The organism is Puia sp. P3 (assembly GCF_050632245.1).
In the GTDB taxonomy this organism is placed as follows: Bacteria; Bacteroidota; Bacteroidia; order Chitinophagales; family Chitinophagaceae; genus Puia.
Genome location: NZ_CP192583.1, coordinates 4,117,409 through 4,140,294 on the forward strand (window position 1 = coordinate 4,117,409; position 22,886 = coordinate 4,140,294).

Sequence of the window (22,886 nt, forward strand, 5' to 3'; positions counted from 1 at the left end):
AAAACCGGCCGCTTCGAAAAGACCTCGTCCGCACCCGTCACGTTCTTCAGCATCTAACCTACAGTCATGAAAAAGGTACTGCTGTTCACAATCGTACTGCTCACCGGAACAACCCAGGCCGCCGACTCAACCGCACAGCCCGGCAACACCCGGACCGGCATCACCGCCCTGATCAGCCGCACCCATACCACAGATCCCGCCCGTCCCCCCGACTCCATCCGGCTTTCCCTCTGGGACGCCCGGCAACTGGCCGTCAAACACTACCCCTCTTTCAGACAGTCGGCACTGATCCTCCAAACCATGGACTATACGCTCGACAACGTCTCGAAAGCCAGACTCCCACAGCTGTCCGTCGCCGGCCAGGCAACCATCCAGTCGGACGTAACCAGCTTCCCCATGAAACTCCCCGTATCGGGCCTCACCCTTCCCGCCTATAGCAAAGACCAGTACAAGGTCTATGCACAGGTCGACCAGCTTGTCTACGACGGAGGCTCGGTCCGCAACCAGATGGAAGCCGCCCGCGTCGAAGCCCAGATCCGGGAACAAGCGCTGGCCGTGGAACTCCATACCGTATTCGACAGGGTAAACCAGCTCTATTTCAGCATACTCCTGCTTCAGCAGCAACTGACCCTGAACGACCTGCTCAGACACAACGTTCAGAATGGCATCGACAAACTTCAGGCCATGCTCGACAATGGTCTGGCCTACAAGGCCGGCATCGACGAACTCTCCGCTCAACTGCTCCAGACCGGCCAGAGCAGGTCCGAACTAAGGGCTAACCTCCTGGCCTGTACCTCAATGCTGGGCCTGCTGACAGCGCTCGACCTCAACGAACAGACCATCCTCGAAGTACCCCCGGAGCCTTCCCTCCCCGCAGCCATCAGCCGGCCCGAGCTGCTCTGGTACGACTACCAAAAAGAAATTTCGACCTGCAGGACAAGATCGCCGACGCCCAACTGCGCCCAAGACTCAACCTCTTCCTCCAGGGCGGTTACGGCCGCCCGGGCCTCAATATGCTCAGCAATGATTTTGCTTTCTACTCCCTTGCCGGTATCCGCCTGACCTGGAATTTGAGCGCGCTATACACGATCCGACGGCAACGGCAGTTGTCCGACCTCGGCCGGAGAATTCTGGATTCCCAAAAAGAAACTTTTTACTCAACACCCGGATGCAACAACGGCAGAACCTGATGGAAGTCGCTAAATTCATGGCACTGACGCAGACGGACGCCGGCATCATCGTCCTGAGGACCTCCGTCACGAAAACGGCCCTCACCCAGCTGGAGAATGGCGTACTCAGCGCACACGACTATCTCACCCAGGTGATCGCCGAAGACCTGGCCCGGCAAAACTCACTGCTCCACCGCCTCCAGTTCCTTCAGGCAGAATACAACTATTCGACCGTTGTAGGTCACTAACACAATAACCCGCAAATATGACTACCAGATACCTTTATCCTGCCCTCGCCACCCTCCTCCTCGCCTCCTGCTCACCCGGAGACCGGAAATTCGACGCCGAAGGAGTCTTCGAAGCCGACGAAGTCATCGTCTCTTCGGAGGTGACAGGCAGACTCATCCAACTCACGCCCGAAGAAGGAGCACACCTCGCCAAAGACAGCATCGTCGCAGTCATCGACAGCGTCCCCCTTAAACTCCAAAAACAACAGATCGAAGCGACAATGGGAGCCCTGCGGGACAAGACTATGGACCCCCGGCCCACGGTCGAGTGGCTGCAGACCCAGATCGCCGCGCAAAAGATTCAACTCGATGACCTCCTCCGCGAAAAGGCGCGCACCGAAAGACTTATCGCCGCAGATGCAGCCACCACCAAACAACTCGATGACTACAATACCCAGATCGCCGTCCTCACCAGACAGATCGAAGCCAACCACCGCCAGATACGCGTGCAGCAGACCGCCATCGGAACACAGAACAGTTCGATCCTCAGCGAACTCAAACCGCTGCGTCGCTCCGTCGCCGCCATCGACGACCAACTGAGCCGCACACTCGTACACAACCCCGTCAGCGGGACGGTCCTCACCAAATATGCCATGGCCGGAGAAATTACCACCCCCGGCAAAGCACTCTACAAGATCGCCGACCTCTCCCTGATAACCCTCCGCATTTACCTTTCCAATACCCAGCTGTCCACGCTGAAACTCGGCCAGGAATTAACCGTATTTATCGACGACGGGCCGGTCAAATACAGAGAATATCCCGGCGTCGTCACCATGATCTCCGACAAGGCGGAGTTCACACCCAAAACGATCCAGACCAAAGAAGAAAGGGCCAACCTCGTCTACTCGGTAAAGGTCCACGTCAAAAATGACGGCTATCTCCGGATCGGCATGTATGCACAGGTAAAATTCAGGTCATGAATAGCCAGCCGGCCATCCTCGCCGAAAATATCACCAAACGGTATCCCGTCCGAAAAGGATTTACTACAGCCCTCGACCGACTCTCTCTTTCAGTCAGTAAGGGAGAAATATTCGGCCTCATCGGCTCCGACGGCGCCGGCAAAACCTCCCTCTTCCGTATCCTCACCACCGTACTTCTCTCTGACGAGGGGCAGGCCTCCGTCAACGGATGGGACGTCGTCAGGGACTATCGCCGCATCAGACAATGCGTCGGCTATATGCCCGGCCGCTTCTCCCTATACCAGGACCTATCCGTCGAAGAGAACCTAAAGTTCTTCGCCGCTATCTTCGATACAGACATCCACGCGAACCTTGACCTCATAAAAGACATCTATGCGCCACTCGAACCCTTCCGCACACGCCGCGCGGGCCAGCTGTCCGGAGGCATGAAACAAAAACTCGCCCTCAGCTGCGCCCTTGTCCACCGGCCGGAGATCCTCTTCCTCGACGAACCCACTACCGGCGTCGACGCTGTCTCCCGAAAAGAATTCTGGGAAATGCTCGGCAGACTTAAACGACAGGGCATCACGATCATGGTCTCGACCGCCTATATGGACGAGGCCGGCCTCTGCGACAGGGTTGCCCTTCTGCAGAACGGCAAACTCCTTTCTATCGACACCCCGGACCATATCACCCGAAAATTCGACAGACAGCTGTGGGCTATCAGAGCCGACGAAATGTACCGCCTCCTCACAATACTGAGAACCGACCCGGCCGTGGAATCCTGCTATCCATTCGGGCAGTATCACCACGTCATCCTCAACCACGGGGACCGCGAGCTGCTCGAAAACCTCATTACCAAATATGGCCTCACCGGCGCCACGGTCACTGCTATCCCCCCCAAATTCGAAGACTGTTTCATACGCCTAATGCAACCATGAACCACGAAACCGCCATAACAGCTGTTGCCCTCACAAAGCGATTCGGGAATTTCACCGCCGTCGACGCCATTTCGCTCGAAGTATACAAAGGAGAGATTTTTGGCTTCCTCGGCGCCAACGGCGCCGGCAAAACGACGGCCATGCGCATGTTCTGCGGCCTGTCGCTGCCGACCTCCGGACAGGCAACCGTCGCAGGCTACGACGTGTACACACAGACCGAAAAGATCAAACGCAGCATCGGATACATGAGCCAGCGCTTCTCTCTCTATGAGGACCTCTCCGTCGGCGAGAATATCGAATTCTACGCAGGGATCTATGGCCTCAGCAACGCCCGCATCAGAGAGAAGTCCGCACAACTGCTCAACAGCCTCAGAATGCAGGACCACGCAGCCAGCCTCGTCCGGACCCTGCCACTCGGCTGGCGGCAAAAACTGGCCTTTTCCATTGCCATCATCCACGACCCCGCCATCGTCTTCCTCGACGAACCGACCGGAGGCGTGGACCCCCTGATGCGCAAAGAATTCTGGAGCCTCATCTATGCCGCCGCAGACCGCGGCATCACCATTTTCGTGACCACCCACTATATGGACGAGGCCGAATACTGCGACCGTGTTTCTATCCTCGTCGACGGACGTATAAAAGCCCTCGACACCCCGGAAAGCCTCATGGAAACATGGAAGGCCGCCTCTATGGACGAAGTATTTCTTCACCTGGCCCGAATGGCCAAAAGAACAGAATGAGATGCGACAACTATTCATCTTTATCCGGAAAGAATTCTATCATATCTGGCGCGACAGCCGCACCCTCGCCATACTGATCGGCATGCCCATCATCCAAATCGTGCTCTACGGATTTGCCCTCACCAACGAAGTAAAGAACAGCAATATAGCAGTGCTCGACGCCGCAAGGGACGCCTCTTCCATCCAGCTCACCCGGAAGATTGCCGCAAGCAGATATTTTCACGTATATCAATTCCTCAGCTCTCCCCAGGAGATCGAACCTGCCTTCCGTAAAGGCAGAATCAGACTGGTGATCTTCATACCCCAAAACTTCAGGTCTGACCTCCTCCATACCAACCACGCACAAATACAGCTGCTTGCCGACGCCTCCGACCCCAATACCGCCAACACCCTTACCAACTACGCACTGGCGATCATACGCGACTACCAGTCCGCCCTTGGTAACGACCACCCTGTCCCCTATACCATTACACCCCGGCTGCGTATGCTCTACAACCCCGAACTCAAGGGAGCCTACAACTTCGTACCCGGCGTCATGGCAATGGTCCTTATGCTCGTATGTGCAATGATGACCTCTATTTCCATCGTCCGGGAAAAAGAAATGGGTAACATGGAAGTCATTCTGGTCTCCCCCTCAAACCCTTTCGCATCGTTATCGCCAAGACCGTCCCCTATCTGATCATCTCATTCATCAATATCGTCAGTATCCTCCTGCTCAGCGTTTACGCACTCGACGTCCCCATCGCAGGCAGCCTCGGCCTCCTCATCCTCGAAAGTATGCTCTTCACAGCCCTGTCCCTGTCTATCGGACTGCTGATATCCAATTCCACCCGCACCCAGCAGACCGCCATGTTCACCAGCATGATGAGCCTGTTCCTGCCTACACTTATCTTCAGCGGCTTCCTCTTTCCCGTGGAAAACATGCCCGTACCGCTGCAGGTCATCGCCAACCTCGTCCCCGCTAAATGGTATTTCATCATCGTAAAGAACGTCATGATCAAAGGCCTCGGCTTCTGGTCCGTCTGGCGACAAACCCTCGTACTGGTTGCAATGACCTCCATTCTCATTGGCATCTGCATCCGCAACTTTAAAATACGGCTGACATGAGAACGCTCCGATTCCTCCTGCAAAAAGAATTCCGGCAAATGCGCCGCGACCCCGCAATCTGGCGGATCCTCTTCCTTATGCCCGTCGTCCGAGCTGCTCATACTACCACTTGCCGCTGACTACGAAATAAAGAACATCAACCTCGCCGTCACCGACCACGACCAATCCAGGTATTCCCAATTGCTGATCAGAAAAGTTACCGCCTCGGGATATTTCCGCCTCACCGACTATGGCACCGCTTTCCATCAGGCTCAACGGGCGATCGAAAAAGACAGAGCCGACCTCATCCTTGAGATACCCTCCCGTTTCGACCACGACCTGGTCCATGACAACCAAACCACCGTATTCATCGCCGTCAACGCCATCAACGGCGTCAAAGCCGGCCTCGGCGCCGCTTACCTCCAAACTATTCTGCAGGACTATAACAACGAAATAAGGGCCGGATGGATAAACCCTTCATCTATACCCCCGCTTCCGGCCATCGACGTCCGGTACAGCGACTGGTACAACCCCCATATGAACTACCAGTTCTTCATGGTCCCCGGCATCCTCGTCATGCTCCTGACCATGATCGGCTCCTCCTTCGCGTCCAATAATATCGTCCGTGAGACGGAACTCGGCACGATCGAGCAGATCAACGTCAGCCCCATCCGTAAAACTCATTTCATCTTTGGTAAACTGATCCCCTTCTGGCTGCTCTCGATGATCATCCTCACCCTCGGCCTCGCCATCGCAAGATTCGTCTACGGTATCATCCCACTGGGACACTACCTCACTATATATGTTTTCGCCTCCGCCTACCTGCTCAGCGTACTCGGCACTGGGCCTCCTCATGTCAACCTACGCAAAGACACAGCAGCAGTCTATGCTGGTGTCCTTTTTCATAACCATGATATTCAATCTCATGAGTGGACTCTATACACCCGTCGAAAGCATGCCCGCATGGGGCCGGTGGATATCCAGCCTGACACCCGTCAGCTACTTTATCCAGGTCATCCGCATGGTCGTCCTCAAAGGCTCCGGCCTGAAGGACATCCTGCCCCAGACCATTTCCGTACTCGGCTTCGCCATCTTCTTCAACACCTGGGCAATCCTCAACTATAAAAAACGAAGCGCCTGAACGGAACAACAGTAAAGCCACCCATATCCGTCCCCCGGCCGCCAACTATTTCGTAACCACCCGCCCACTCAGCCGATAAATATCCCTGTACCACGCCAGCCTGCCTCCCCCGTCGACACCCGCCGTAAGATATACCACGAACACGGGCACGGGCCTCTCAAGCTGCACGGTCACCGGCAACTGCCCCCGCAGACACTGACGCAAATACCCGGTATCGAGTTTATTGTCCAGCAACAACATCCCCAACTCGAGCGGACGCTCCAGCCTGATGCAACCATGACTGAGAAAACGCCACGACGACGCAAACGCCCCCTTCAGATTAGTATCATGCATATATACATTGAAAGGATCGTCCAGGTCGAACTTGATCACCCCCAGCGCATTTTCGCAGCCCGGCGCCTGACGCAGCTTATAAGGAAAATTCGCCGCAGTGTACGACGACCACCTGATCGTTTCCAGATCAACCTTTCTCCCCTGGCGTCGGTCGCCTCGATATCCATCAGCGCAGCCGCCCACGGTGACTTTCTGAACAACGGCAGCATTTCCTTCGCCGTTATACTGCCCGGAATATTCCAGTACGGATACAACACGATCTGCGCACACGTCGCCGCGAACCGCGGCGTGCGCTTCGATACCTGCCCGACTACGACCCTCATCGACAAAGCCAGCGTATCTGCCGAAAAATAGGACAGCCTGGCCGAAGGGATATTGACAACTATGAACCGGTCGAAATGATAGTGATGTATCCGTCGAAAAACATTCAGCGTCACCGACAACTGACGGCGCTTTTTATTATCCGCCATTAATTCCCGCAAAGAGTCACTGAACATCCGATACACGGCCACCGAAGGCTCCAGCCCCCTCCCCCATTCCTTTAACCCCCTTGCATCCTCCACACCCGCCAGCCCGTCCACGAGCGCCTTTTCATCCTCCGCGAAGCGTTTCGCGGAAATAGCATCGTAACTCAGAAATGAATCCATCCCCCACCCCGCAACACGTCCCCGAAATAGTCGAACGCTGCAGCGGTGAACCGACGGTCCGCCGCCGCCATCCGGATACTGTCCCTCAACGCTTCCCCCTTCCTCAATCCCGGCATCCGCCCCCTGTCCTCCAATTCTTCCATCTTCCTCAGTTCCCCGGGACGATACCGCCCACTGTCCAGCCCAAGCCACGCCGCACTGTCGAGACATTCCAGCAACGCGCCGCGCAACGCCGCCGATCCTTCCCCATGACCAAACCAGAACAGAGCCTGATTTCGCTGCCGGTAGAATCTTTCCGTCAGCGAGCCATGCTGAATACCGGGATTACCCCCAGGGCAGTCCCCGACAACAGCGCCATTATCGGTATCCATATTATTCTTATCATAATATGGCTTCAAGTTATCAGCATTGCCACTCCTCCCGCCTGACCCGCCTCAGCCTGCCGACTGATCTTTGCCCGCTGACCGCAATCACCCGCAGACCTGATCCCACTCACCCATTACTCTACCCATCTCCCCTACCTTCATTCTCAAATCAACCAGTATGAGCATTTACGAGCCCCACGTTGTCGTGGTCCTGCCGCTGGACGGCAAAGACCCCCGCTCCGATATAAAGAACGCCATCGCAAAGGCGGAAAGCGTCCTGCTGAGCACCCATCGCATCGAAGACGCCACACCCGTGATCCGGCGCCTCCACCATCTCGCCCGCAATATCAATTTCCCGCCGCAAAGGTCGTCAGCCGCCCTCTTCGTCTCGGGAAAAGTGGAAAAGATCTGCTATATGGCCATGAAGGTCGAGCCACAGGTGATCATCGACGAACCATTCAGGGTCAGGGATCTGGCCCGCTGCAAAAGAAGGGACGCCGAATTCATCGCGCTCGTACTCAACGGCAAACAAGCTCAGATCTATCACGGATACAAACACCCGCTGAGACTTGCCCCCTCCACCGTCCGGAAAAACTCTACGCCTGGCTCAACGAGGTTCCCGAAAAAACCGGCAACTTTTCCGACCCTGACGACAGGCACGAGGTCATGCTCGACAAATTCCTGCGCCACACCGACGCAGACCTCCAGGATATACTCAACGCCTGGCCCCTCCCCGTATTTGTCATCGGCGCGGAACGCATTATCGGCCACTTTGCATCCCTCACCCACCACACCCGGAATATCGCAGCATATATCGCAAAAGACTTCGCCCCGGAAGCGCACCAGCAACTCCTGGACGCCCTGACCGACAGCCTGGGAGAACTCGAAACCACCATACAACGGATCACCCTCCGGCAAATAGAGTCGGCCGTCGACGCAGGCAGGCTGGAAGACGGCATCGATCAGGTAAGCGACGCCGCTGACAACAGGAACAGCCGCCTCCTCGTCTTCGAAAAAGACCAGCCCCGCAAGTTCTACAAGGAAGACAGCATCGACGATATCGTCGAAAAAGTCCTCAGCAACGGAGGAGATATAAAAGAAGTGGACAAGGGAGCACTCGATAAATTCCATCATATCGCCCTGGTCAGGTACTACTGACCACCGGTCAAATTAATTCCCCATGCGCACAGATTCCGACATCCAGAATGACGTGATCGCCGAGTTGGCTTTCGACCCGGCGATCAACAAGGCAGAACATAGGCGTATCGGTCAGGGATGGCGTCGTGACCCTGACCGGCCTGGTAGACAGCTACTACAAAAAGGTACAGGCGGAAATGACGGCGAAAAAAATTGCCGGAGTACGCGCCGTCGCCGAAGACATACAGGTCGGCTATTCCCCGGAGGGCAGAAAGACCGATACCGAGATTGCCATGGCCGTCGCGGGAACGCTGACCCACAACAGCGCCCTCGAAGGACTCCACATCGATATCAGGGTAGAACACGGCGATATCACCCTCCAGGGCAACGTCGAATGGTACTACCAGCGTAAGGCCGCCGCCGACGCCATCGCAGGCCTCACCGGCATCCACCGGATTTACAACTTCATTACCGTGACCCCAAAAACCTGGCCCACCGACCTGCGCCAGGATATCATCTCCGCCCTCCAAAGGAATTCCAGACTCGACCCCGCCAATATCTTCGTCGCGGCGCACAAAGGCAAAGTCACCCTCTGGGGTATGGTCCGGTCCGTTGCAGAACGCGATGAAGCCGAAGACGTATGCTGGCAGCACAACGGCGTAACCGAAGTCCAGAACGAACTTACCGTCAAAAGCGTCGAATTTGCCGACTGACATCCCGCCAGCCAAATCCTCCATATTTCCGGCCGGCGATCAACGGTGTGCAATAAATATAGGCAACCTCTGCTTCCTGATCAGACCGGATATAAAGCTCCCCGAGAAGAACCGCGACATATCCGACCGGCCAAATGACCCGCAGACCAGCCAGGGCCTGTCCTGCGCAGGTATCCACGTGTCGAAAAAGGCCTCCGGCCGCATATCCTGATCCATCACGCGGAGATTCGAAAAATACTGGGACGTCAGCTCTTCCATCAATTGCCGGTCCGGGAACGGATCGTCTTTCCGGTGAAGGAGATGTACCAATGTGGCCCTCGTCGACGCGAGCTTCGGAAAAAGGTAGGCGAACTGCTTGATCGCATAGACGGAAGCATCACTCCCGTCGTACATCAGAATGATATCTCCCGGCAAATACGACTGCTCGGGCACCAACATGACAGGACACTCGGCGCCATGCAGTATCTCTTTCATATACGCATTGGGCTGGCGCGCATTGATGACGTCAAAAAAATGAACGCCGCTGATTACCAGCATGTCCGCAAAACGCGCCTCCTTCCGGATAGCCGGCAACGCAAAATCGAACCGGTCCGAATGTATCCGAAGCCTGATCCCGTTAGCCGCGCAATATTTCTTCAATTTCTCGCTGTGTACCTCGATCACAGCATCTTCATCCTCCGCCGGCTCGACATATACCGACATGGCTACCCCACCCGACCCTGTCCACAACTGCGCATAATCTACTTCAGGAACGAAGGCGGCCGTCACCAGCACCGGGGACAAAATATTGAGGTCACGGGCAAAACTCAGCAACTCCCTGGAAAGCTGGCGCCCTCGAACGGTATCAGGATCTTTTTCATTGTCAGTAATTTTAGACCAAACTTCCTATTTCGACAACAGCCGCCGGCCCGCAGACCTCAGATAAGACCATAGCGTTTCCCGCGCCAGCAATACAGGGTCCAGCGTATACCGGATCTTGTCCAGATCACCCGTGATGATCTGCTCCAGCGCCCGCCTCCGGTCGCGAAGCTTCCTTCGCTGCCTGCGCAGCTGCGACATCGTTTCAATCTTCTTCATCTTCTTCGTTGTTTTCGTATAATTGAAAAATGATCTCATCCATTACCGGCTCGCAGATAAGCCGGCGTTTCGCCAGCGCTACCACGATTCCAGCCACCAGAAAAAACCCGGCGGCAACAAAGAACCCTCCCGCCTGGCTACCCATCCATCTGCCCAAAACAAACGCCCCGGCAGTGGCGGCAAACACGGCGCATACCACAAATAGCAATACGACGAACATCCTCGCCACCAACCCCGCCAGGACACCTGCCGCCTTATCTACGACATCCAGCCTGACCTCATCAATCCTGACCTGGGCGTACTCCCTGATATGCCCGGCCATATCCTCGACCTTTTTGATCTCTTCCATAAAAAATTGATTTTATTGATGCGCAATGAAAATGGGTAAATTGACACTTTTCATCACCAGACGCGCCTGACTCGGCTTGAAGAACCTCGAAAAGACCGTCCGACCATACGCACCCATGACTACGATCGCATTCTTCTTCCCGATCAGATAACCAAACAACTCGTCCGAAGGGCTCCCCCTGAGAACGACAAACCCCACATCGGGATAATGCGCCTTTAGCCATTCCTTTATCTTGAACTGCTGCTCGAGCGCCCCGCCCATATCACTGACACTGACGACGACGGCCCTCTTGTCCGAAAGCCCCGGGAACAAATGCGCGAACTGCTTGATCGCAAACACCGAAGACTCGGTCCCATCATAAGTAAGAATGACCTCGTCGATAGCATCGCAACTGTACGGCGCCACTAGAACGGGACACTCCGCCCCTTCGAGTACCTCCTTCACGAACCGGGAAGGAATATCGTGATCCGCCTTGCTGAAAGAGGTCGCAGGATCCAGAATGATCAGATCCGCAAACCGGCTCTCCTCCAAAACCTCATTCAAGGGCATTCCCCGGTCCCGATGGACCAGGTTGGATGTCTCCCTGCAGATACACGACTCCCTGAACTGTTCGATCGTCTTCATCACCTGCTGCTCGGTAAGGTCCTTTCCACCATCCTCATACGACGCGTCTCCCGAACCGGGAATATAGCCGTAGTCCTCGGGTGACACGCCCTCCAAAAATACTCCCGTCAGCTTCGACCGCGTAAGACGCGCTATATAACAGGCAAAGTCTACCGTACTCATATTCAATTGATGCGCATCCTGCGCAAGAATGATCTTTTCCATAGTACCATTTTTGTAAAATTACCCGCCGCACCATCCCGGTCCCATGAGGCCGGTCAGCACCATCCTTGATTATCATCAGCAGCGTGGGCCCGTTCCTACACCTGACCACGATCAACGCCACAGCTGATAATTCTCATGCTTAAACCCCAGCTAACCCGGTACTTTTGACTCAAACTCAGACAACTATGAGCCTCCTGCCAATCAGCGCCCAAAAGTCCCCTCTTGCTTCCGACTCCGGTGATCAGCACACCCTCCGCGGTCCTCGTCGCACCCTTTAATCCCAAAATGACTCCCCGTCAGGACCTGGAATCGACCGTAAAAAGCCTCCTCATCAAAGCCGAACGCCAGTTAATGGCAACCCACAGCGCCGAAGACGCCCTGCCCGTCGTCTCCAAACTCCGTCAACTGGTCCGGGGACTCGACTACTCCACCCACCGGAAAAGCATCGCCATATTTGCATCCCGGCAAACAGGAAATACCTGTTATATGGATACGGAGGTCGAACAGCAACTGGTGATCGACCAGCCCTTCCGGGTCCGTGACCTCGCAGAAACCGCGAAAAAAGTAAAAGAATACCTCGTCATGGTGCTTGACAGCCACCAGTCCCGCACCTGGCTCGGCCGCGACCAACACCTGAGACTGATCAAGAGCAATACGCCCCAATCCACTACATCGAACATTTTTATACACCAGATGGATCAGGGACTCGGCTCCGTGCTGAAAGTATATCCGCTCCCGGTGTTTATCGTCGGGCCAGCCCAGACAACGGATTTCTTCGCGCGCATAACGAACCACCACGAACATATCGCCGCCTACCTGCACAAGGCCCCTTCCGAAATAACAGAATCCCGCCTGCAGGATTGGCTGAGCCCCGAACTCGACGCATGGGATAGCCTCCAACAACGAATGATCCTCCAGCAGATCGGAAAAGCCCGAACCTCCGGAAAACTCGTCTGCGGAATGGACAACGTACGAAAGGCCGCCGGTAGTAAGAATAACCGCCTCCTCGTCATCCCCCGGGACAGCGAGCCGGGCTCCTTCTGCAAGGCAGGACCCATCGACGAAATTGCAGAAAAAGTATTGGCTAACGGCGGCGCTGTCGGCACCGTCGACCGAGCCCTCCTCGAAGAATTTGAAAATATCGTGCTTATACGCTATTGCTGAAAAATTGTAAATTGAGGGCCAACCCATAACACGGATCGGATGTACAAGGAAAATTCAATGCCCGTATTGCTGTTCTGCACCGTCGTCACCATCGCCTCGGCGGTGCTCCAATACCTCAACCCCTCATTCAGTTTCTTCGACGGCGGACTGATCACCGCCATACTCCTGACCATATTCCTGAAAAAGAATCACTATACCATCCTTTTCGGCACCATCAGCGCGACCCTCATCATTATCGCATCATTCTACGAGACCGACGGCGTCCCGCACGGACAGCTGATCCTGCAACACCTCTTTTCCCTGATCATCGTCATGATGGCCATCGTCTTTGTTCTCTACTTGAAGAAACTATACAGAAATATTGACGCCGACCAGCAACAACTCGCCGCCCTTTTCGCCCACGCCACCGAAGGCATCATCCTAACCAACGACAAAGGACAGATCGTCCTGCTCAACCCGGCCGCCTACCGCCTGTTCGAATACGAAAAAGACGAGCTACCCGGCCAGCCGATTGACATCCTGATCCCTCAACGCATCCGGCACAGCCACACCGAATACCGGGAAGGCTTCTATCGTCACCCAGGCAACCGCACCATGGGCCACGGCAGGGACCTGTTCGCCCGTAAAAAGAACGGCGAGGAATTTCCCGTCGAAGTAAGCCTCAGCTATTACCGGCAAAAAAATATCCTCTTTGTCATCGCCTTCGTAGTCGATATCACCCAGCGCAAAAAGGCGGAACAGGAACTCGTCACCCGCCAGCAGCAGCTGGAAAAGATCACCGAAGAGATCAGAAAAATGAATACCGGCCTCGAGACAAAAGTCGAACAACGCACACTGATCCTCCGGGAAGCGCTGCAGGAACTGGAAAAATCCCAGAAAGAACTCCACGAGGCCCTCGACAAGGAAAGAGAACTCAACGAGATAAAATCCCGCTTCGTCTCCATGGCATCCCACGAATTCCGGACGCCGCTGAGCACGGTCCTCAGCTCCGCGGCCCTGCTCGGCAGATACACGCAAACAGACGACCAGGAAAAAGGGACAAACACATCCGCCGCATCAAGGACTCCGTCAAACACCTCAACACCCTGCTCGACGACTTCCTCTCCCTCGGCAAACTCGAAGAAGGAAAGATAAAAGCCGAACCCGCCGAATTCGTCATAAGAGAGTTCCTCGACGAGGTAGTGGAAGAAATACGTCCCCTCGCCAAAGAGGGACAACACTTCACAGGCGACTTTTCCACCGACGGGAAAACATTCGTCAGTGACAAACGCCTCCTTAAGAATATTCTGATCAACCTCCTGAGTAACGCAGTAAAATTCTCGCCCGAAGGCGCCACCATCCGCGTCGACGCCACCCTCGCCGACAATAACACGCTCCACCTGGCAGTCCAGGACAGAGGCATAGGCATTTCTCAGGAAGACCAGCAGCATCTCTTCAGCAGCTTCTTCCGCGGCGCCAACGCTCTCAACATCGAAGGCACGGGCCTCGGTCTTCATATAGTCCGGCGCTACCTGGATCTTTTGCACGGTTCCATCCGCCTGCAAAGCGCCCTCAACGAAGGAACAACCGTCACCATCGAAGTCCCTGAAAGACCACCCTCCATCAATGACACAAAATAACGTCCCGGGGGCCTGCCGGAAGTACCGGACTCACAAAAGGGATCCCGATACCCAGTCCCCGCAGGATCAGCAGCACCCCCACGGAAGCCACCACCAGCGGAAAGACCTTTCTCATCCGTCCCCTCACCGAAACCCCGATATACCGCCCAAAATAACTTACCCCCAGCAACAACGGCAAAGTCCCCAACCCGTAAAATACCATAAACGCCACGGCATCCCAAACATCCGATAAACTCACAGCCGCCGCCAACGCCAGATAAACCATTCCGCAGGGCAGCAACCCATTGGCCATCCCCAAAACCAAAAATTTCACCGCCGACTCCCATCTCCAAAGCCTTGCGGCCAGTGAGAACAACCCAGGCATCCGCACGCCCTTCCTGCCAGCCGCCACGAACAATATTCCCACTCCGGCGAAGATCGACAACGCCTGCTGGAACCCCGCCAGCCTCACACTCCTACCCAGCAAACCCGCTGCCACTCCCATAACCCCATAAACGCCTATCCTTCCAAGATGATAACCAAACACAGCAGCACGCCGACGAATTCCGGAAAACCCCTGCAAAGGCAACGACAACACCAGCGGCCCGCACATACCCACACAGTGCATACTGCTTACCAAACCCAGCAAAAAAGCCGAAAGGACCCACATAACTACTGAATATTAATAGACTGTTCATTAAAATAGAGGACTCCCGCGCTCGTCCACCTCACCCTCACCGCATAACGCCCAGGCGAAATGCCACGCGCGTCTATATCCTGACGCCCCCCGTCAGCGCGATCCTCCTGTCCCTCGACACATCCGATGGGCAATAAAAAGACACGGTCCCCTGAACAGGTACACCCTGCATTTCCGCAGGCAACTCCAGACTGATCATCCCGCGCCCTTCCCGTACAACAACACCTCCCGACAATGAGTTCGCCCGCTTGATCGCGTCGATCACCTGCTGATAGATCAGCTCGTCCTTATAATAGTCGCTGGATACCAGATCGACAGGCGTCTTCATGCAACGGTACACCAAAAAGAAATACCGGCGGCAAACACCGCGAACACCAGCAATAATTTGTTTCCCCAATTCATATGCAAAGTTTTTAATTGTTTTCCGGCACCGGACCGAGAAAATTGGTGCTGACCTCATCGATCTTCTTATCCCCTTCGTAAAGGCCCAGACGCAGCCTGGTCTTCCTTGCAACGATCTCCCGCCGGGGCAGGATGATAAAGAAATTACCGGCGCTCTCCTCCTCCCTCTTGATGGCGATCGTCTCGCCTCCAACCGCCTGCACAGCCCCCGTCTGCCCCTCCAGCCGCAGCAGCAGCGGTATATTACGGAGCGTCTTATTCGCAACCTTTATCGTATATAGATTGGATACGCTGTCCTTACCCCGTTCCTGATAAAGCATCCCCGGAGTACGCATGACCGTCGCATCCACATCCTTTCTGCTGAGTAGCAGGAAACTCAATATCACAAGAAGTACCGCCGACAGACTGGTATACAGCTTCATCCGGAGAGTGTATCGCAGCGGCTCCTTATTGGCAATGCCATTCTCGGACGCATAACGGACAAGGTCCCTGGCACGACCAGTCTTCTCCATCATATGGTTGCACGCGTCGATACATGCCGTACAGCCGACACACTCCATCTGGGTTCCATTACGAATGTCTATTCCCGTGGGGCAAACCTTAACGCACTGCAAACAGTCGATACAGTCCCCGAGCGAGCTATCCCCCTTCTTGGTGAACTTCCCCGCGGCTCGCCCCGCTTGTAGTCATAAGCCACGATCATCGAATTGCGATCCAGCAGCACGCTCTGCAAACGCCCATACGGACATACCACCGTACAGGCCTGCTCCCGGAAAAAAGCATACACCGCATAAAATACGCCCGCGAAACCCAGTATCGACAATAACCCCGGAATATGCTCCGTCACAGGCCCGGTGACGATAGCGCGCAGCTGCCGGACACCGATGATATAGGCCAGAAATGTATTGGCGATGATAAAGGACACCAGATAGAATACGAAATGCTTGCCCCCCTCCTGACGATCTTCTGCGCCGTCCACGGAGCCTTTTTCAACAATCGCTGCTGCGCGGCATCCCCGTCGATAGCATACTCTATCTTCCGGAAAACCATCTCCATAAAGATCGTCTGGGGACAAACCCACCCGCAGAACAAACGCCCGAATGCCGCCGTGAACAGGATCACAAACACCACAAAAGTCACCATCGTCAGCCCGAAGATGAAAAATCCTGCGGCCAGAACACCTTCCCAAAAATGATAAAACGCGCCGCCGGAATGTTGAACAGGAACAATGGACGTCCGCCCACCGAGATAAAGGGCAGCGCAAAGAACAACACGAAAAAACCCCAGCTGATGACGGTCCGCCGGCGATACCACTTTCCTGAGGGCCGCTGGGCAAATACCCATTTCCGGCGCCCCGCCTCGTCCACAGTGGCCAGATGATCCCTGAAAGAAGACTCCATAACAAATTATTTATCCAGGCTGCCCTGCGGCGCCTTGGCATTATCAGGATGAGTGCCGCCAAGCGACTTGACATAACTCGCGAGCTGGGCGATCTGCGAAGGAGAATAGTCGTCCTTCCAGCTTTTCATTCCCTTTTCCGGCCAGCCATACTTGATGGTCTTGAAAACACTCTGAATAGAGCCCCCGTGCAGCCAGTAGTCATCGGTAAGATTGGGACCCACGCCCCCTCTCCGCGCTTACCATGACAGGCAAAACAGGTCGTCTCAAAGACCGTCTTACCCGCCGCCAGATCCCCTTCCCCGGTCAGTAGTTTCACAGTATTCTCGTCAACATTATTGGCCGATCTCTTCAAATACTCCTGCTTCTCCGCATCGGCCTTTCTCACCTCGATTGCATATTCCTCCAGACTCGACGGAGCCACATGCCCGATATGATACCGCCACAGATATACGCCCGCAAAAATGATAGTGCAGTAAAAACCATACAGCCACCAGGGCGGAAGACGGTTGTCCAGCTCCCGGATACCGTCATAGTCATGCCCCAGATCCAGATCCGCCTCCTCTCCGATAGGCCGGAGACGATTGACCCGGTCCCACCAGTGCGCCCGCGGCGCGGCCGAACCGGCCCTTGAAATACGCTCCTTACGCACAAATAACAATATCCGCACATTGTAAATAAGGGTTAGTATGATCAGCACCTCGAGGATAATGACGCTGAGCAAAATATAAAAGGCGGTATCCGATATCCCGTTGACAGCCGTAGCAGCAAACAAAAGCCCCGCGGCGTGCGTCCCGTCTGATTCCTTTTTCTCAGAGTCCTCTGCCTTCACCTGCGCTGCCCCCAGCAGCAGGTTGGCCAGCATAAGGATCGCCAAAGCAAGGATCAGAATGACGACGATCATAAACACCACGAACGGGTTATCGGTGGAAGAAGAAATTGGTGGCATATACAAGTAAATTTTAGTTGGTTTGATCGTCCAGCGGTATCTGACTGATCTCCTCGATCATGTTCCGGTCGGCCCTGAGAGCCCACACCAGCATGACTCCGAATATCAACCCGAACAACGCCAGGGAAAATATCCCATACACGCTGACACCGCTGACTCTTTCGATATAATGAATGAATTTCATAAAAAATAAGTTATTAGTTTCCCATCAACGCCCCTCCGTCCTTCATCGCCGTCTGTTCTTTTGGAGCCGCCTTGATGTCCTTACCCAAGCGCTGCAGATACGCGATGAGCGCAACGATCTCCTTGTTGCTACCCGTACTGATCTTGTCCCCCTTCAGCGAAGCCCTTATCGCAGCCTCCTGCGCCGACAGATCGTTGTTCGCCTCCGAAGCATACCCCGCGGGATATGGCACCCCCAGCCGTTGCATCGCACGGATCATGGAAGGAGTACGCAACGTATCCAGCTCGTTATCGAACAGCCACCCGTAGTTCGGCATGATCGAGCCCGGCGACATCGACGTCGGGTCCAGCAGGTGGTTATAATGCCAGCTGTCCGGATATTTCCCCCGACCCTCGCCAGATCGGGCCCCGTACGTTTGGACCCCCACTGGAACGGATGATCGTAGACGAACTCTCCCGCCTTCGAATACTCCCCATACCGGGCAACCTCGTCCCGGAAAGGACGTACCATCTGCGAATGACAGAGATAACAGCCCTCCCGCACATAGATATCCCGCCCGTGCAGCTCGAGCGGCGTATAAGGTTTCACGCTGCTGATGGTGGGTATATTCGACTTCACCAAAAATGTCGGGATCATCTCGATCATCCCGCCAATAGCCACAGCGACAAGACTGAATACCAGCATCTGCAACGGACGCCGCTCGATCCACCGGTGCCAGTAGGTGCGGCCATGCGTTTCCGCGACCGCAGGCAGCGCCGGAGCCTCGGCCAGCTCGTTCGCCGAAAAATGTCCCTGTTTGATCGTCTTCCGCAGATTGTATACCATGATCAGCGCGCCTATAATATAGAGCGTGCCCCCGATACTCCTCGTAATATACATGGGAAGGATATGCGTCACCGTCTCCAGGAACTGGAAGCGCAGCTGCCCCTCTTCGGTAAAATTCTTCCACATCATACTCTGCGTAAACCCGGCCCAGTACAGCGGGACAGCATACAAGACTATACCGATCGTCCCGATCCAGAAATGGGTCCCCGCCAGCTTCTTCGAATACAACGGTGTGTTCCACATCCGCGGGATCAGCCAGTACAATATCCCGAAGGTCAGAAACCCATTCCAGCCCAGCGCCCCGATATGCACGTGCGCAATCGTCCAGTCCGTGAAATGCGAGATCGCATTGACATTCTTCAGACTCAGCATCGGCCCCTCGAAAGTGGCCATTCCATAGCAGGTGATCGCGACCACCAGGAATTTCAGTACCGGATCTTCCCTGACCCTGTCCCAGGCCCCGCGCAGCGTGAAAAGACCGTTCAGCATACCACCCCGCGCGGGGGCTATCAGCATGATCGAAAAAACGACCCCCAGCGACTGCGCCCAGTCCGGCAACGCCGTATACAACAGATGGTGCGGACCGGCCCATATATAGATAAAGATCAACGCCCAGAAATGGATGATCGAAAGCCGGTACGAGTAAATAGGACGGTTGGCGGCCTTCGGCAGGAAATAATACATCAGCCCCAGATACGGCGTGGTCAGAAAAAGCCACGGCATTGTGACCATACCACCACTGCACCAGCGCATCCTGAACCCCCGCATACCAGCTATAACTCTTCCACATCGAGACCGGCAGCTCCACGGAATTGACGATATGGAGCATCGCAACGGTTACCCAGGTCGCGATGTAGAACCAGATGGCGACATAAATATGCTTCTCCCTCCTCTTCAGGATCGTACCGAACATATTGACGCCAAAAATGATCCAGACCACGGCAATGGCAATATCCAGCGGCCATTCCAGCTCCGCATACTCTTTGCCGCTCGTCTTGCCCGCCCACAGCGTGATGGCGCCGGCCACAATGATCAGTTGCCAGCCCCAGAAATGCAGACTGCTCAGCAGATTACTGTACATACGCGTTTTGCACAGACGCTGCAGCGAATAGTACACCCCCATAAATATACCGTTCCCCACAAAAGCAAAGATCACGGCATTGGTGTGCACCGGGCGCATCCGGCCAAAGCTGGTGGCCGGCAGGCCCAGATTGATAGAAGGATAAAAAGAGAGATCGAAGCCCAGAGACCTGCCAGCATGCCGACAATGCTCCAGAAAAGTACGGCGTAGGCGAACCGCTTGACGGTCTTGTTGTCATAATAGAATTGTTCAATTGGCATATGGGGTATTTCAGTTTTTTTCGTCGTCGAAAAGAATGCGGCGCGGCGGAGAGAACTCGTCGTCGTACTGTTTGTTCTTCACACTCCAGAGAAACAACCCCAGAAAGATCAGGGCTACAAAAAGGCTCGCGGCCAGCAGAAGAATTATAACACTCATAATATCACAAATGTATCCAGGGACTTACCCCCGCAACATGACAGCTGTCATCGACCGGCCTGATCTTTCTCAGCCGTCCGCCCCAACAAGAGCCGGGCCGCCAGGCCGCTGCTGCCATACGTAATTAGTACAATGCTCAGCGAACTGGCAGGCATCAGAACAGCCGCTACCAACGGTGACAAGACCCCGCGAACGGCAAAATATAGCCCGGCAACATTATAGACGACCGACAGCGCAAAGCTGCCAACGATGATCTTCTTTCCCGCCCGGCACAGCCGGATAAACCCCGGCACGCGCACAAGCCCATCCGCCCTCAGGATCGCATCGCTCGCCGGAGTAAAACCGCCACAGTCCGCCGAGACGGCGATCCCAACATCGCTCTGCGCCAGGGCGCCCGCGTCATTAAGACCGTCTCCGATCATCATTGTTTTCTTACCCTCCTCCTGCAGTCTACGGATACTTCGAACCTTACCCTCCGGCGACTGACCAAACCTGAATTCCGTCTCCGGTCCAAAAATTGCCTGAAGCCGAGCCCTTTCCCTGGCAGTATCACCCGAAACAACGGAAACCGATATCCCCGCGGGAAGCCGCCGCACCAGATCGAAGAGTCCTTCCCGATAGTGACCCGACAGCCGGAAAGACCCGATCCGCCTGCCGTCGATCATAACCCCCATCGAATCGATGACTACCCACCGCCCTTCCACATACCCTTCGATCCCTCGTCCTGGCGTCTCCTTGAAATCACTGATATAACAGGGCGCCTCTCCAAGATACCCAACGATCGCCCTGCTCACCGGATGCATGGACTGCGCCGCCAGCGTCGCAATAGCGCGGCGATCCTCAACACCTAACTCCTCCCCCTCGTAAAGAACGTCGTGATGCGATACATCCGTAAGCGTCCCCGTCTTGTCAAAAACGATATGCCCAATACCAGCTATCCGCTCAAGCACACCCGCATCGCGCAGATATAGCTGACGTCCCGCCAGTATTCGGATAAGATTCCCGTTGGTAAAACTGGCCGACAACAACAACGCGCATGGACAAGCTACGATCAGTACCGCCGTGACGGCATTCCAACACCTCCCCGGATCGGTAAGCCCCCAGTAAACGGCCGAAACACCGGCGATACCAAATACGATAAAGGCAAAATAACGGCTCAGCCGGTGTACGAACGACACACCCTCCTCCTTCTCTCCGCTTCGTTCCCACAACTTCGTCAGATAACTCTGCACAACCTCCTTCACCACCAATACCTCGACGGCCCCTCCCGTCTGACGCCCTCCGGCATACACGACCTCTCCGACTTTCTTCTCCACCGGTTCCGATTCGCCGGTGACATAGCTATAGTCGATCAACCCCAGCCCCTTCGTCAATATCCCATCCGCGGGAAGGATCTCCCCGCTGTGTATAAGCAAAGGTATCCCCCTTTCGCAGGTCGGGCAGCGGCTTCACCGACGCCGGAGTCCCCACAACCGTCACCGCCATCGGAAAATAAGAAGTATAGTCCCTGTCAAATGACAACCGCCGGTAGGTCCTGTCCTGCAACACCCGCCCCGCCAGCATAAAGAATACGATCCCCGTCAGCGAATCGAAATACCCAGAACCCATCCCGGACCACAACTCCCATACACTCCGGCCAAACGTGACAAAGATGGCCAGCACGATCGGCGCATCGATGTTCAGAAAATGGACCCGCAAACTCTTCCACGCAGAAATATAGAAAGGCCGGGCACTGTATAGCACCACCGGCAGCGAAAGCAAAAATTCAACACCCTGAATACCCTCCGGATCACAACCTCCGAAGCGTCAAGGCCCAGATATTCGGGAAAACTGAGAAGCATGATATTGGCAAAACAAAAACCCGCCACACCCAGCTGATATACCAGCGCCTTATCGGCCCGGGGCGAAGCCGCCCCCAACTCACGCAGGCTGATATGAGGCTCATACCCCAGCGACGTCAGCAATTCCGCCACCCCACGCAAAGACAGCCGGCGGTGGTCAAAGACAACCATGACCTCCCTCGCCGCAAAATCGATCCGCGACGAAACCACCCCCTCCTCCAGCCGGTGCAGGTTTTCGAGAAGATAAAGACACGAACTGCAATGGATTTGTGGCAGATACAGCCGGACGTGCGTCTCGGCCGCATTGGAGAAGCTGACTAGTCGGGCCGCCATGGCTTCGTCATCCAAAAAAACGAACTTGTCCTTCCGGACCGGCATCCGCTGGCTGACCCCGGGATGCTCGTTCATCCTGTAATAACCGCAAAGCCCATTGGTATCCAGCAGCCGATAGACCACCCTGCAGCCCTCGCAGCAAAAACGCTTGTCTTCGATTCTGATCCTGTCCGTCGGACAGACCTCCCCGCAATGACTGCAGACGGCGGGCGCGGACATCATTGTACCCATAATCCGCGCAAACTAATCCTGCCCCGCCGACCCGGTAATGACGCTTATCAACCC

General features: G+C 55.3%; 32 protein-coding genes and 5 pseudogenes. 14 read left to right on the plus strand and 23 right to left on the minus strand.

Annotated elements, in window-relative coordinates; genetic code table 11:
* Positions 1-66: 66 nt before the first annotated feature.
* The 9 genes and pseudogenes from ACQ86N_RS25550 to ACQ86N_RS25590 all read left to right on the plus strand — a co-directional run bounded on the left by ACQ86N_RS25550 (position 67) and on the right by ACQ86N_RS25590 (position 6,263).
* Positions 67-1,062 (plus strand): TolC family protein, encoded by a 996-nt coding sequence (locus ACQ86N_RS25550; RefSeq protein ID WP_431209520.1) that lies wholly within the window; start codon positions 67-69, stop codon positions 1,060-1,062.
* Between the two features lie 106 nt (positions 1,063-1,168).
* Positions 1,169-1,417 (plus strand): hypothetical protein, encoded by a 249-nt coding sequence (locus tag ACQ86N_RS25555; RefSeq protein WP_431209521.1) that lies wholly within the window; start codon positions 1,169-1,171, stop codon positions 1,415-1,417.
* 17 nt (positions 1,418-1,434) lie between these two features.
* A complete protein-coding gene (locus ACQ86N_RS25560) occupies positions 1,435-2,376 on the plus strand; it encodes an HlyD family secretion protein (RefSeq protein ID WP_431209522.1) in 942 nt (313 codons plus the stop codon).
* Entirely contained in the window at positions 2,373-3,296 is a 924-nt protein-coding gene (locus tag ACQ86N_RS25565; RefSeq protein ID WP_431209523.1) for an ABC transporter ATP-binding protein, read from the plus strand. The genes ACQ86N_RS25560 and ACQ86N_RS25565 overlap by 4 nt, the downstream gene beginning before the upstream one ends.
* Positions 3,293-4,036 (plus strand): ABC transporter ATP-binding protein, encoded by a 744-nt coding sequence (locus ACQ86N_RS25570; protein WP_431209524.1) that lies wholly within the window; start codon positions 3,293-3,295, stop codon positions 4,034-4,036. The genes ACQ86N_RS25565 and ACQ86N_RS25570 overlap by 4 nt, the downstream gene beginning before the upstream one ends.
* An 82-nt stretch (positions 4,037-4,118) precedes the next feature.
* Positions 4,119-5,143, plus strand: a pseudogene (locus ACQ86N_RS25575) (ABC transporter permease).
* Positions 5,140-5,262: a hypothetical protein gene (locus ACQ86N_RS25580; RefSeq protein WP_431218003.1), complete on the plus strand. Its 123-nt coding sequence runs from the start codon at positions 5,140-5,142 to the stop codon at positions 5,260-5,262. Before ACQ86N_RS25575 ends, ACQ86N_RS25580 begins: the two are co-directional and overlap by 4 nt.
* Before the next feature lie 16 nt (positions 5,263-5,278).
* Positions 5,279-5,896: pseudogene (locus ACQ86N_RS25585) on the plus strand (ABC transporter permease); the annotation flags it as partial.
* A 79-nt stretch (positions 5,897-5,975) separates the two neighbouring features.
* Positions 5,976-6,263: an ABC transporter permease gene (locus tag ACQ86N_RS25590; protein ID WP_431217593.1), complete on the plus strand. Its 288-nt coding sequence runs from the start codon at positions 5,976-5,978 to the stop codon at positions 6,261-6,263.
* Between the two features lie 45 nt (positions 6,264-6,308).
* Here ACQ86N_RS25590 and ACQ86N_RS25595 read toward each other — a convergent pair whose 3' ends face one another.
* From ACQ86N_RS25595 to ACQ86N_RS25610, 4 genes are all read right to left on the minus strand, one after another.
* Positions 6,309-6,722, minus strand: coding sequence for a L,D-transpeptidase family protein (locus ACQ86N_RS25595; protein ID WP_431217594.1), 414 nt, complete (start codon positions 6,720-6,722; stop codon positions 6,309-6,311).
* On the minus strand, positions 6,632-7,243 hold the full coding sequence (locus ACQ86N_RS25600) for a L,D-transpeptidase family protein (protein ID WP_431209525.1): 612 nt from the start codon (positions 7,241-7,243) through the stop codon (positions 6,632-6,634). The genes ACQ86N_RS25595 and ACQ86N_RS25600 overlap by 91 nt, the downstream gene beginning before the upstream one ends.
* Positions 7,228-7,641, minus strand: coding sequence for a hypothetical protein (locus ACQ86N_RS25605; protein ID WP_431209526.1), 414 nt, complete (start codon positions 7,639-7,641; stop codon positions 7,228-7,230). The genes ACQ86N_RS25600 and ACQ86N_RS25605 overlap by 16 nt, the downstream gene beginning before the upstream one ends.
* Before the next feature lie 136 nt (positions 7,642-7,777).
* Positions 7,778-7,972, minus strand: coding sequence for a hypothetical protein (locus ACQ86N_RS25610; protein WP_431209527.1), 195 nt, complete (start codon positions 7,970-7,972; stop codon positions 7,778-7,780).
* A 185-nt stretch (positions 7,973-8,157) separates the two neighbouring features.
* Here ACQ86N_RS25610 and ACQ86N_RS25615 point away from each other — a divergent pair, with 185 nt between their 5' ends.
* Entirely contained in the window at positions 8,158-8,766 is a 609-nt protein-coding gene (locus ACQ86N_RS25615) for a hypothetical protein (protein WP_431217595.1), read from the plus strand.
* A 98-nt stretch (positions 8,767-8,864) separates the two neighbouring features.
* Positions 8,865-9,458, plus strand: a complete 594-nt coding sequence (locus ACQ86N_RS25620; protein WP_431217596.1) for a BON domain-containing protein — start codon at positions 8,865-8,867, stop codon at positions 9,456-9,458.
* 39 nt (positions 9,459-9,497) lie between these two features.
* Here the strand turns inward: ACQ86N_RS25620 and ACQ86N_RS25625 are convergent, their stop codons facing one another.
* The 4 genes from ACQ86N_RS25625 to ACQ86N_RS25640 all read right to left on the minus strand — a co-directional run bounded on the left by ACQ86N_RS25625 (position 9,498) and on the right by ACQ86N_RS25640 (position 11,712).
* Complete coding sequence (locus tag ACQ86N_RS25625; protein WP_431209528.1) at positions 9,498-10,271, minus strand: hypothetical protein; 774 nt, start codon at positions 10,269-10,271, stop codon at positions 9,498-9,500.
* A 72-nt stretch (positions 10,272-10,343) separates the two neighbouring features.
* A complete protein-coding gene (locus tag ACQ86N_RS25630) occupies positions 10,344-10,535 on the minus strand; it encodes a hypothetical protein (RefSeq protein ID WP_431209529.1) in 192 nt (63 codons plus the stop codon).
* Complete coding sequence (locus ACQ86N_RS25635) at positions 10,522-10,884, minus strand: phage holin family protein (RefSeq protein ID WP_431209530.1); 363 nt, start codon at positions 10,882-10,884, stop codon at positions 10,522-10,524. Before ACQ86N_RS25635 ends, ACQ86N_RS25630 begins: the two co-directional genes overlap by 14 nt.
* A 12-nt stretch (positions 10,885-10,896) precedes the next feature.
* The gene (locus tag ACQ86N_RS25640; protein WP_431209531.1) at positions 10,897-11,712 is read right to left on the minus strand and encodes a hypothetical protein; all 816 of its coding nucleotides are present in this window, start codon (positions 11,710-11,712) and stop codon (positions 10,897-10,899) included.
* Positions 11,713-11,934: 222 nt separating this feature from the next.
* On the opposite strand from ACQ86N_RS25640, the gene ACQ86N_RS25645 reads away from it, so the two are divergent.
* The 3 genes from ACQ86N_RS25645 to ACQ86N_RS25655 are packed head-to-tail and all read left to right on the plus strand — an operon-like array spanning position 11,935 to position 14,495.
* On the plus strand, positions 11,935-12,876 hold the full coding sequence (locus tag ACQ86N_RS25645) for a hypothetical protein (RefSeq protein ID WP_431209532.1): 942 nt from the start codon (positions 11,935-11,937) through the stop codon (positions 12,874-12,876).
* Between the two features lie 39 nt (positions 12,877-12,915).
* Positions 12,916-14,010: a PAS domain S-box protein gene (locus ACQ86N_RS25650; protein WP_431209533.1), complete on the plus strand. Its 1,095-nt coding sequence runs from the start codon at positions 12,916-12,918 to the stop codon at positions 14,008-14,010.
* Between the two features lie 47 nt (positions 14,011-14,057).
* Positions 14,058-14,495, plus strand: a complete 438-nt coding sequence (locus tag ACQ86N_RS25655; RefSeq protein WP_431209534.1) for a sensor histidine kinase — start codon at positions 14,058-14,060, stop codon at positions 14,493-14,495.
* On the opposite strand, the gene ACQ86N_RS25660 is transcribed toward ACQ86N_RS25655, so the two are convergent.
* The 15 genes and pseudogenes from ACQ86N_RS25660 to ACQ86N_RS25730 all read right to left on the minus strand — a co-directional run bounded on the left by ACQ86N_RS25660 (position 14,479) and on the right by ACQ86N_RS25730 (position 22,832).
* A complete protein-coding gene (locus ACQ86N_RS25660) occupies positions 14,479-15,144 on the minus strand; it encodes a sulfite exporter TauE/SafE family protein (protein WP_431209535.1) in 666 nt (221 codons plus the stop codon). The two genes, ACQ86N_RS25655 and ACQ86N_RS25660, sit on opposite strands and share 17 nt — an antisense overlap.
* 100 nt (positions 15,145-15,244) lie before the next feature.
* On the minus strand, positions 15,245-15,631 hold the full coding sequence (locus tag ACQ86N_RS25665) for a FixH family protein (protein WP_431209536.1): 387 nt from the start codon (positions 15,629-15,631) through the stop codon (positions 15,245-15,247).
* Positions 15,585-16,187 carry a 4Fe-4S dicluster domain-containing protein gene (locus ACQ86N_RS25670; RefSeq protein WP_431209537.1) on the minus strand — a complete coding sequence of 201 codons (603 nt, stop codon included), beginning with the start codon at positions 16,185-16,187 and terminating at the stop codon, positions 15,585-15,587. The genes ACQ86N_RS25665 and ACQ86N_RS25670 overlap by 47 nt, the downstream gene beginning before the upstream one ends.
* On the minus strand, positions 16,154-16,552 hold the full coding sequence (locus ACQ86N_RS25675) for a 4Fe-4S binding protein (RefSeq protein ID WP_431209538.1): 399 nt from the start codon (positions 16,550-16,552) through the stop codon (positions 16,154-16,156). The genes ACQ86N_RS25670 and ACQ86N_RS25675 overlap by 34 nt, the downstream gene beginning before the upstream one ends.
* Positions 16,553-16,662: 110 nt before the next feature.
* Positions 16,663-16,716, minus strand: a pseudogene (locus tag ACQ86N_RS25680) (hypothetical protein); the annotation flags it as partial.
* 2 nt (positions 16,717-16,718) lie between these two features.
* Entirely contained in the window at positions 16,719-16,973 is a 255-nt protein-coding gene (locus ACQ86N_RS25685) for a hypothetical protein (protein WP_431209539.1), read from the minus strand.
* Positions 16,974-16,979: 6 nt separating this feature from the next.
* Positions 16,980-17,102 carry a hypothetical protein gene (locus ACQ86N_RS25690; protein ID WP_431209540.1) on the minus strand — a complete coding sequence of 41 codons (123 nt, stop codon included), beginning with the start codon at positions 17,100-17,102 and terminating at the stop codon, positions 16,980-16,982.
* On the minus strand, positions 17,099-17,920 hold the full coding sequence (locus ACQ86N_RS25695; protein ID WP_431209541.1) for a cbb3-type cytochrome c oxidase N-terminal domain-containing protein: 822 nt from the start codon (positions 17,918-17,920) through the stop codon (positions 17,099-17,101). The genes ACQ86N_RS25690 and ACQ86N_RS25695 overlap by 4 nt, the downstream gene beginning before the upstream one ends.
* A gap of 13 nt (positions 17,921-17,933) precedes the next feature.
* The gene (locus tag ACQ86N_RS25700) at positions 17,934-18,104 is read right to left on the minus strand and encodes a CcoQ/FixQ family Cbb3-type cytochrome c oxidase assembly chaperone (protein WP_431209542.1); all 171 of its coding nucleotides are present in this window, start codon (positions 18,102-18,104) and stop codon (positions 17,934-17,936) included.
* 13 nt (positions 18,105-18,117) lie between these two features.
* Positions 18,118-19,697, minus strand: a pseudogene (gene ccoO, locus ACQ86N_RS25705) (cytochrome-c oxidase, cbb3-type subunit II).
* Position 19,698: 1 nt separating this feature from the next.
* A pseudogene (locus ACQ86N_RS25710) lies at positions 19,699-20,109 on the minus strand (cbb3-type cytochrome c oxidase subunit I); the annotation flags it as partial.
* A 171-nt stretch (positions 20,110-20,280) separates the two neighbouring features.
* Positions 20,281-20,427: a cbb3-type cytochrome oxidase assembly protein CcoS gene (ccoS, locus tag ACQ86N_RS25715; RefSeq protein WP_431209543.1), complete on the minus strand. Its 147-nt coding sequence runs from the start codon at positions 20,425-20,427 to the stop codon at positions 20,281-20,283.
* Between the two features lie 47 nt (positions 20,428-20,474).
* Positions 20,475-21,842, minus strand: coding sequence for a heavy metal translocating P-type ATPase (locus ACQ86N_RS25720; protein WP_431209544.1), 1,368 nt, complete (start codon positions 21,840-21,842; stop codon positions 20,475-20,477).
* Positions 21,769-22,125: a hypothetical protein gene (locus tag ACQ86N_RS25725; protein ID WP_431209545.1), complete on the minus strand. Its 357-nt coding sequence runs from the start codon at positions 22,123-22,125 to the stop codon at positions 21,769-21,771. The genes ACQ86N_RS25720 and ACQ86N_RS25725 overlap by 74 nt, the downstream gene beginning before the upstream one ends.
* The gene (locus ACQ86N_RS25730) at positions 22,107-22,832 is read right to left on the minus strand and encodes a heavy metal translocating P-type ATPase metal-binding domain-containing protein (RefSeq protein WP_431209546.1); all 726 of its coding nucleotides are present in this window, start codon (positions 22,830-22,832) and stop codon (positions 22,107-22,109) included. The genes ACQ86N_RS25725 and ACQ86N_RS25730 overlap by 19 nt, the downstream gene beginning before the upstream one ends.
* Positions 22,833-22,886: the final 54 nt, after the last annotated feature.

Bases quoted from the DNA above. Each gene is read 5' to 3' on its own strand.
- ACQ86N_RS25550 (WP_431209520.1), top strand. From the start codon at position 67: ATGAAAAAGGTACTGCTGTTCACAATCGTACTGCTCACCGGAACAACC.
- ACQ86N_RS25555 (WP_431209521.1), top strand. From the start codon at position 1,169: ATGCAACAACGGCAGAACCTGATGGAAGTCGCTAAATTCATGGCACTG.
- ACQ86N_RS25560 (WP_431209522.1), top strand. From the start codon at position 1,435: ATGACTACCAGATACCTTTATCCTGCCCTCGCCACCCTCCTCCTCGCC.
- ACQ86N_RS25565 (WP_431209523.1), top strand. From the start codon at position 2,373: ATGAATAGCCAGCCGGCCATCCTCGCCGAAAATATCACCAAACGGTAT.
- ACQ86N_RS25570 (WP_431209524.1), top strand. From the start codon at position 3,293: ATGAACCACGAAACCGCCATAACAGCTGTTGCCCTCACAAAGCGATTC.
- ACQ86N_RS25580 (WP_431218003.1), top strand. From the start codon at position 5,140: ATGAGAACGCTCCGATTCCTCCTGCAAAAAGAATTCCGGCAAATGCGC.
- ACQ86N_RS25590 (WP_431217593.1), top strand. From the start codon at position 5,976: ATGTCAACCTACGCAAAGACACAGCAGCAGTCTATGCTGGTGTCCTTT.
- ACQ86N_RS25600 (WP_431209525.1), bottom strand. From the start codon at position 7,243: ATGGATTCATTTCTGAGTTACGATGCTATTTCCGCGAAACGCTTCGCG.
- ACQ86N_RS25630 (WP_431209529.1), bottom strand. From the start codon at position 10,535: ATGAAGAAGATTGAAACGATGTCGCAGCTGCGCAGGCAGCGAAGGAAG.
- ACQ86N_RS25635 (WP_431209530.1), bottom strand. From the start codon at position 10,884: ATGGAAGAGATCAAAAAGGTCGAGGATATGGCCGGGCATATCAGGGAG.
- ACQ86N_RS25640 (WP_431209531.1), bottom strand. From the start codon at position 11,712: ATGGAAAAGATCATTCTTGCGCAGGATGCGCATCAATTGAATATGAGT.
- ACQ86N_RS25650 (WP_431209533.1), top strand. From the start codon at position 12,916: ATGTACAAGGAAAATTCAATGCCCGTATTGCTGTTCTGCACCGTCGTC.
- ACQ86N_RS25660 (WP_431209535.1), bottom strand. From the start codon at position 15,144: ATGTGGGTCCTTTCGGCTTTTTTGCTGGGTTTGGTAAGCAGTATGCAC.
- ACQ86N_RS25665 (WP_431209536.1), bottom strand. From the start codon at position 15,631: ATGAGGTCAGCACCAATTTTCTCGGTCCGGTGCCGGAAAACAATTAAA.
- ACQ86N_RS25685 (WP_431209539.1), bottom strand. From the start codon at position 16,973: ATGGAGTCTTCTTTCAGGGATCATCTGGCCACTGTGGACGAGGCGGGG.
- ACQ86N_RS25690 (WP_431209540.1), bottom strand. From the start codon at position 17,102: ATGAAAAGCTGGAAGGACGACTATTCTCCTTCGCAGATCGCCCAGCTC.
- ACQ86N_RS25695 (WP_431209541.1), bottom strand. From the start codon at position 17,920: ATGCCACCAATTTCTTCTTCCACCGATAACCCGTTCGTGGTGTTTATG.
- ACQ86N_RS25700 (WP_431209542.1), bottom strand. From the start codon at position 18,104: ATGAAATTCATTCATTATATCGAAAGAGTCAGCGGTGTCAGCGTGTAT.
- ccoS (WP_431209543.1), bottom strand. From the start codon at position 20,427: ATGAGTGTTATAATTCTTCTGCTGGCCGCGAGCCTTTTTGTAGCCCTG.
- ACQ86N_RS25730 (WP_431209546.1), bottom strand. From the start codon at position 22,832: ATGGGTACAATGATGTCCGCGCCCGCCGTCTGCAGTCATTGCGGGGAG.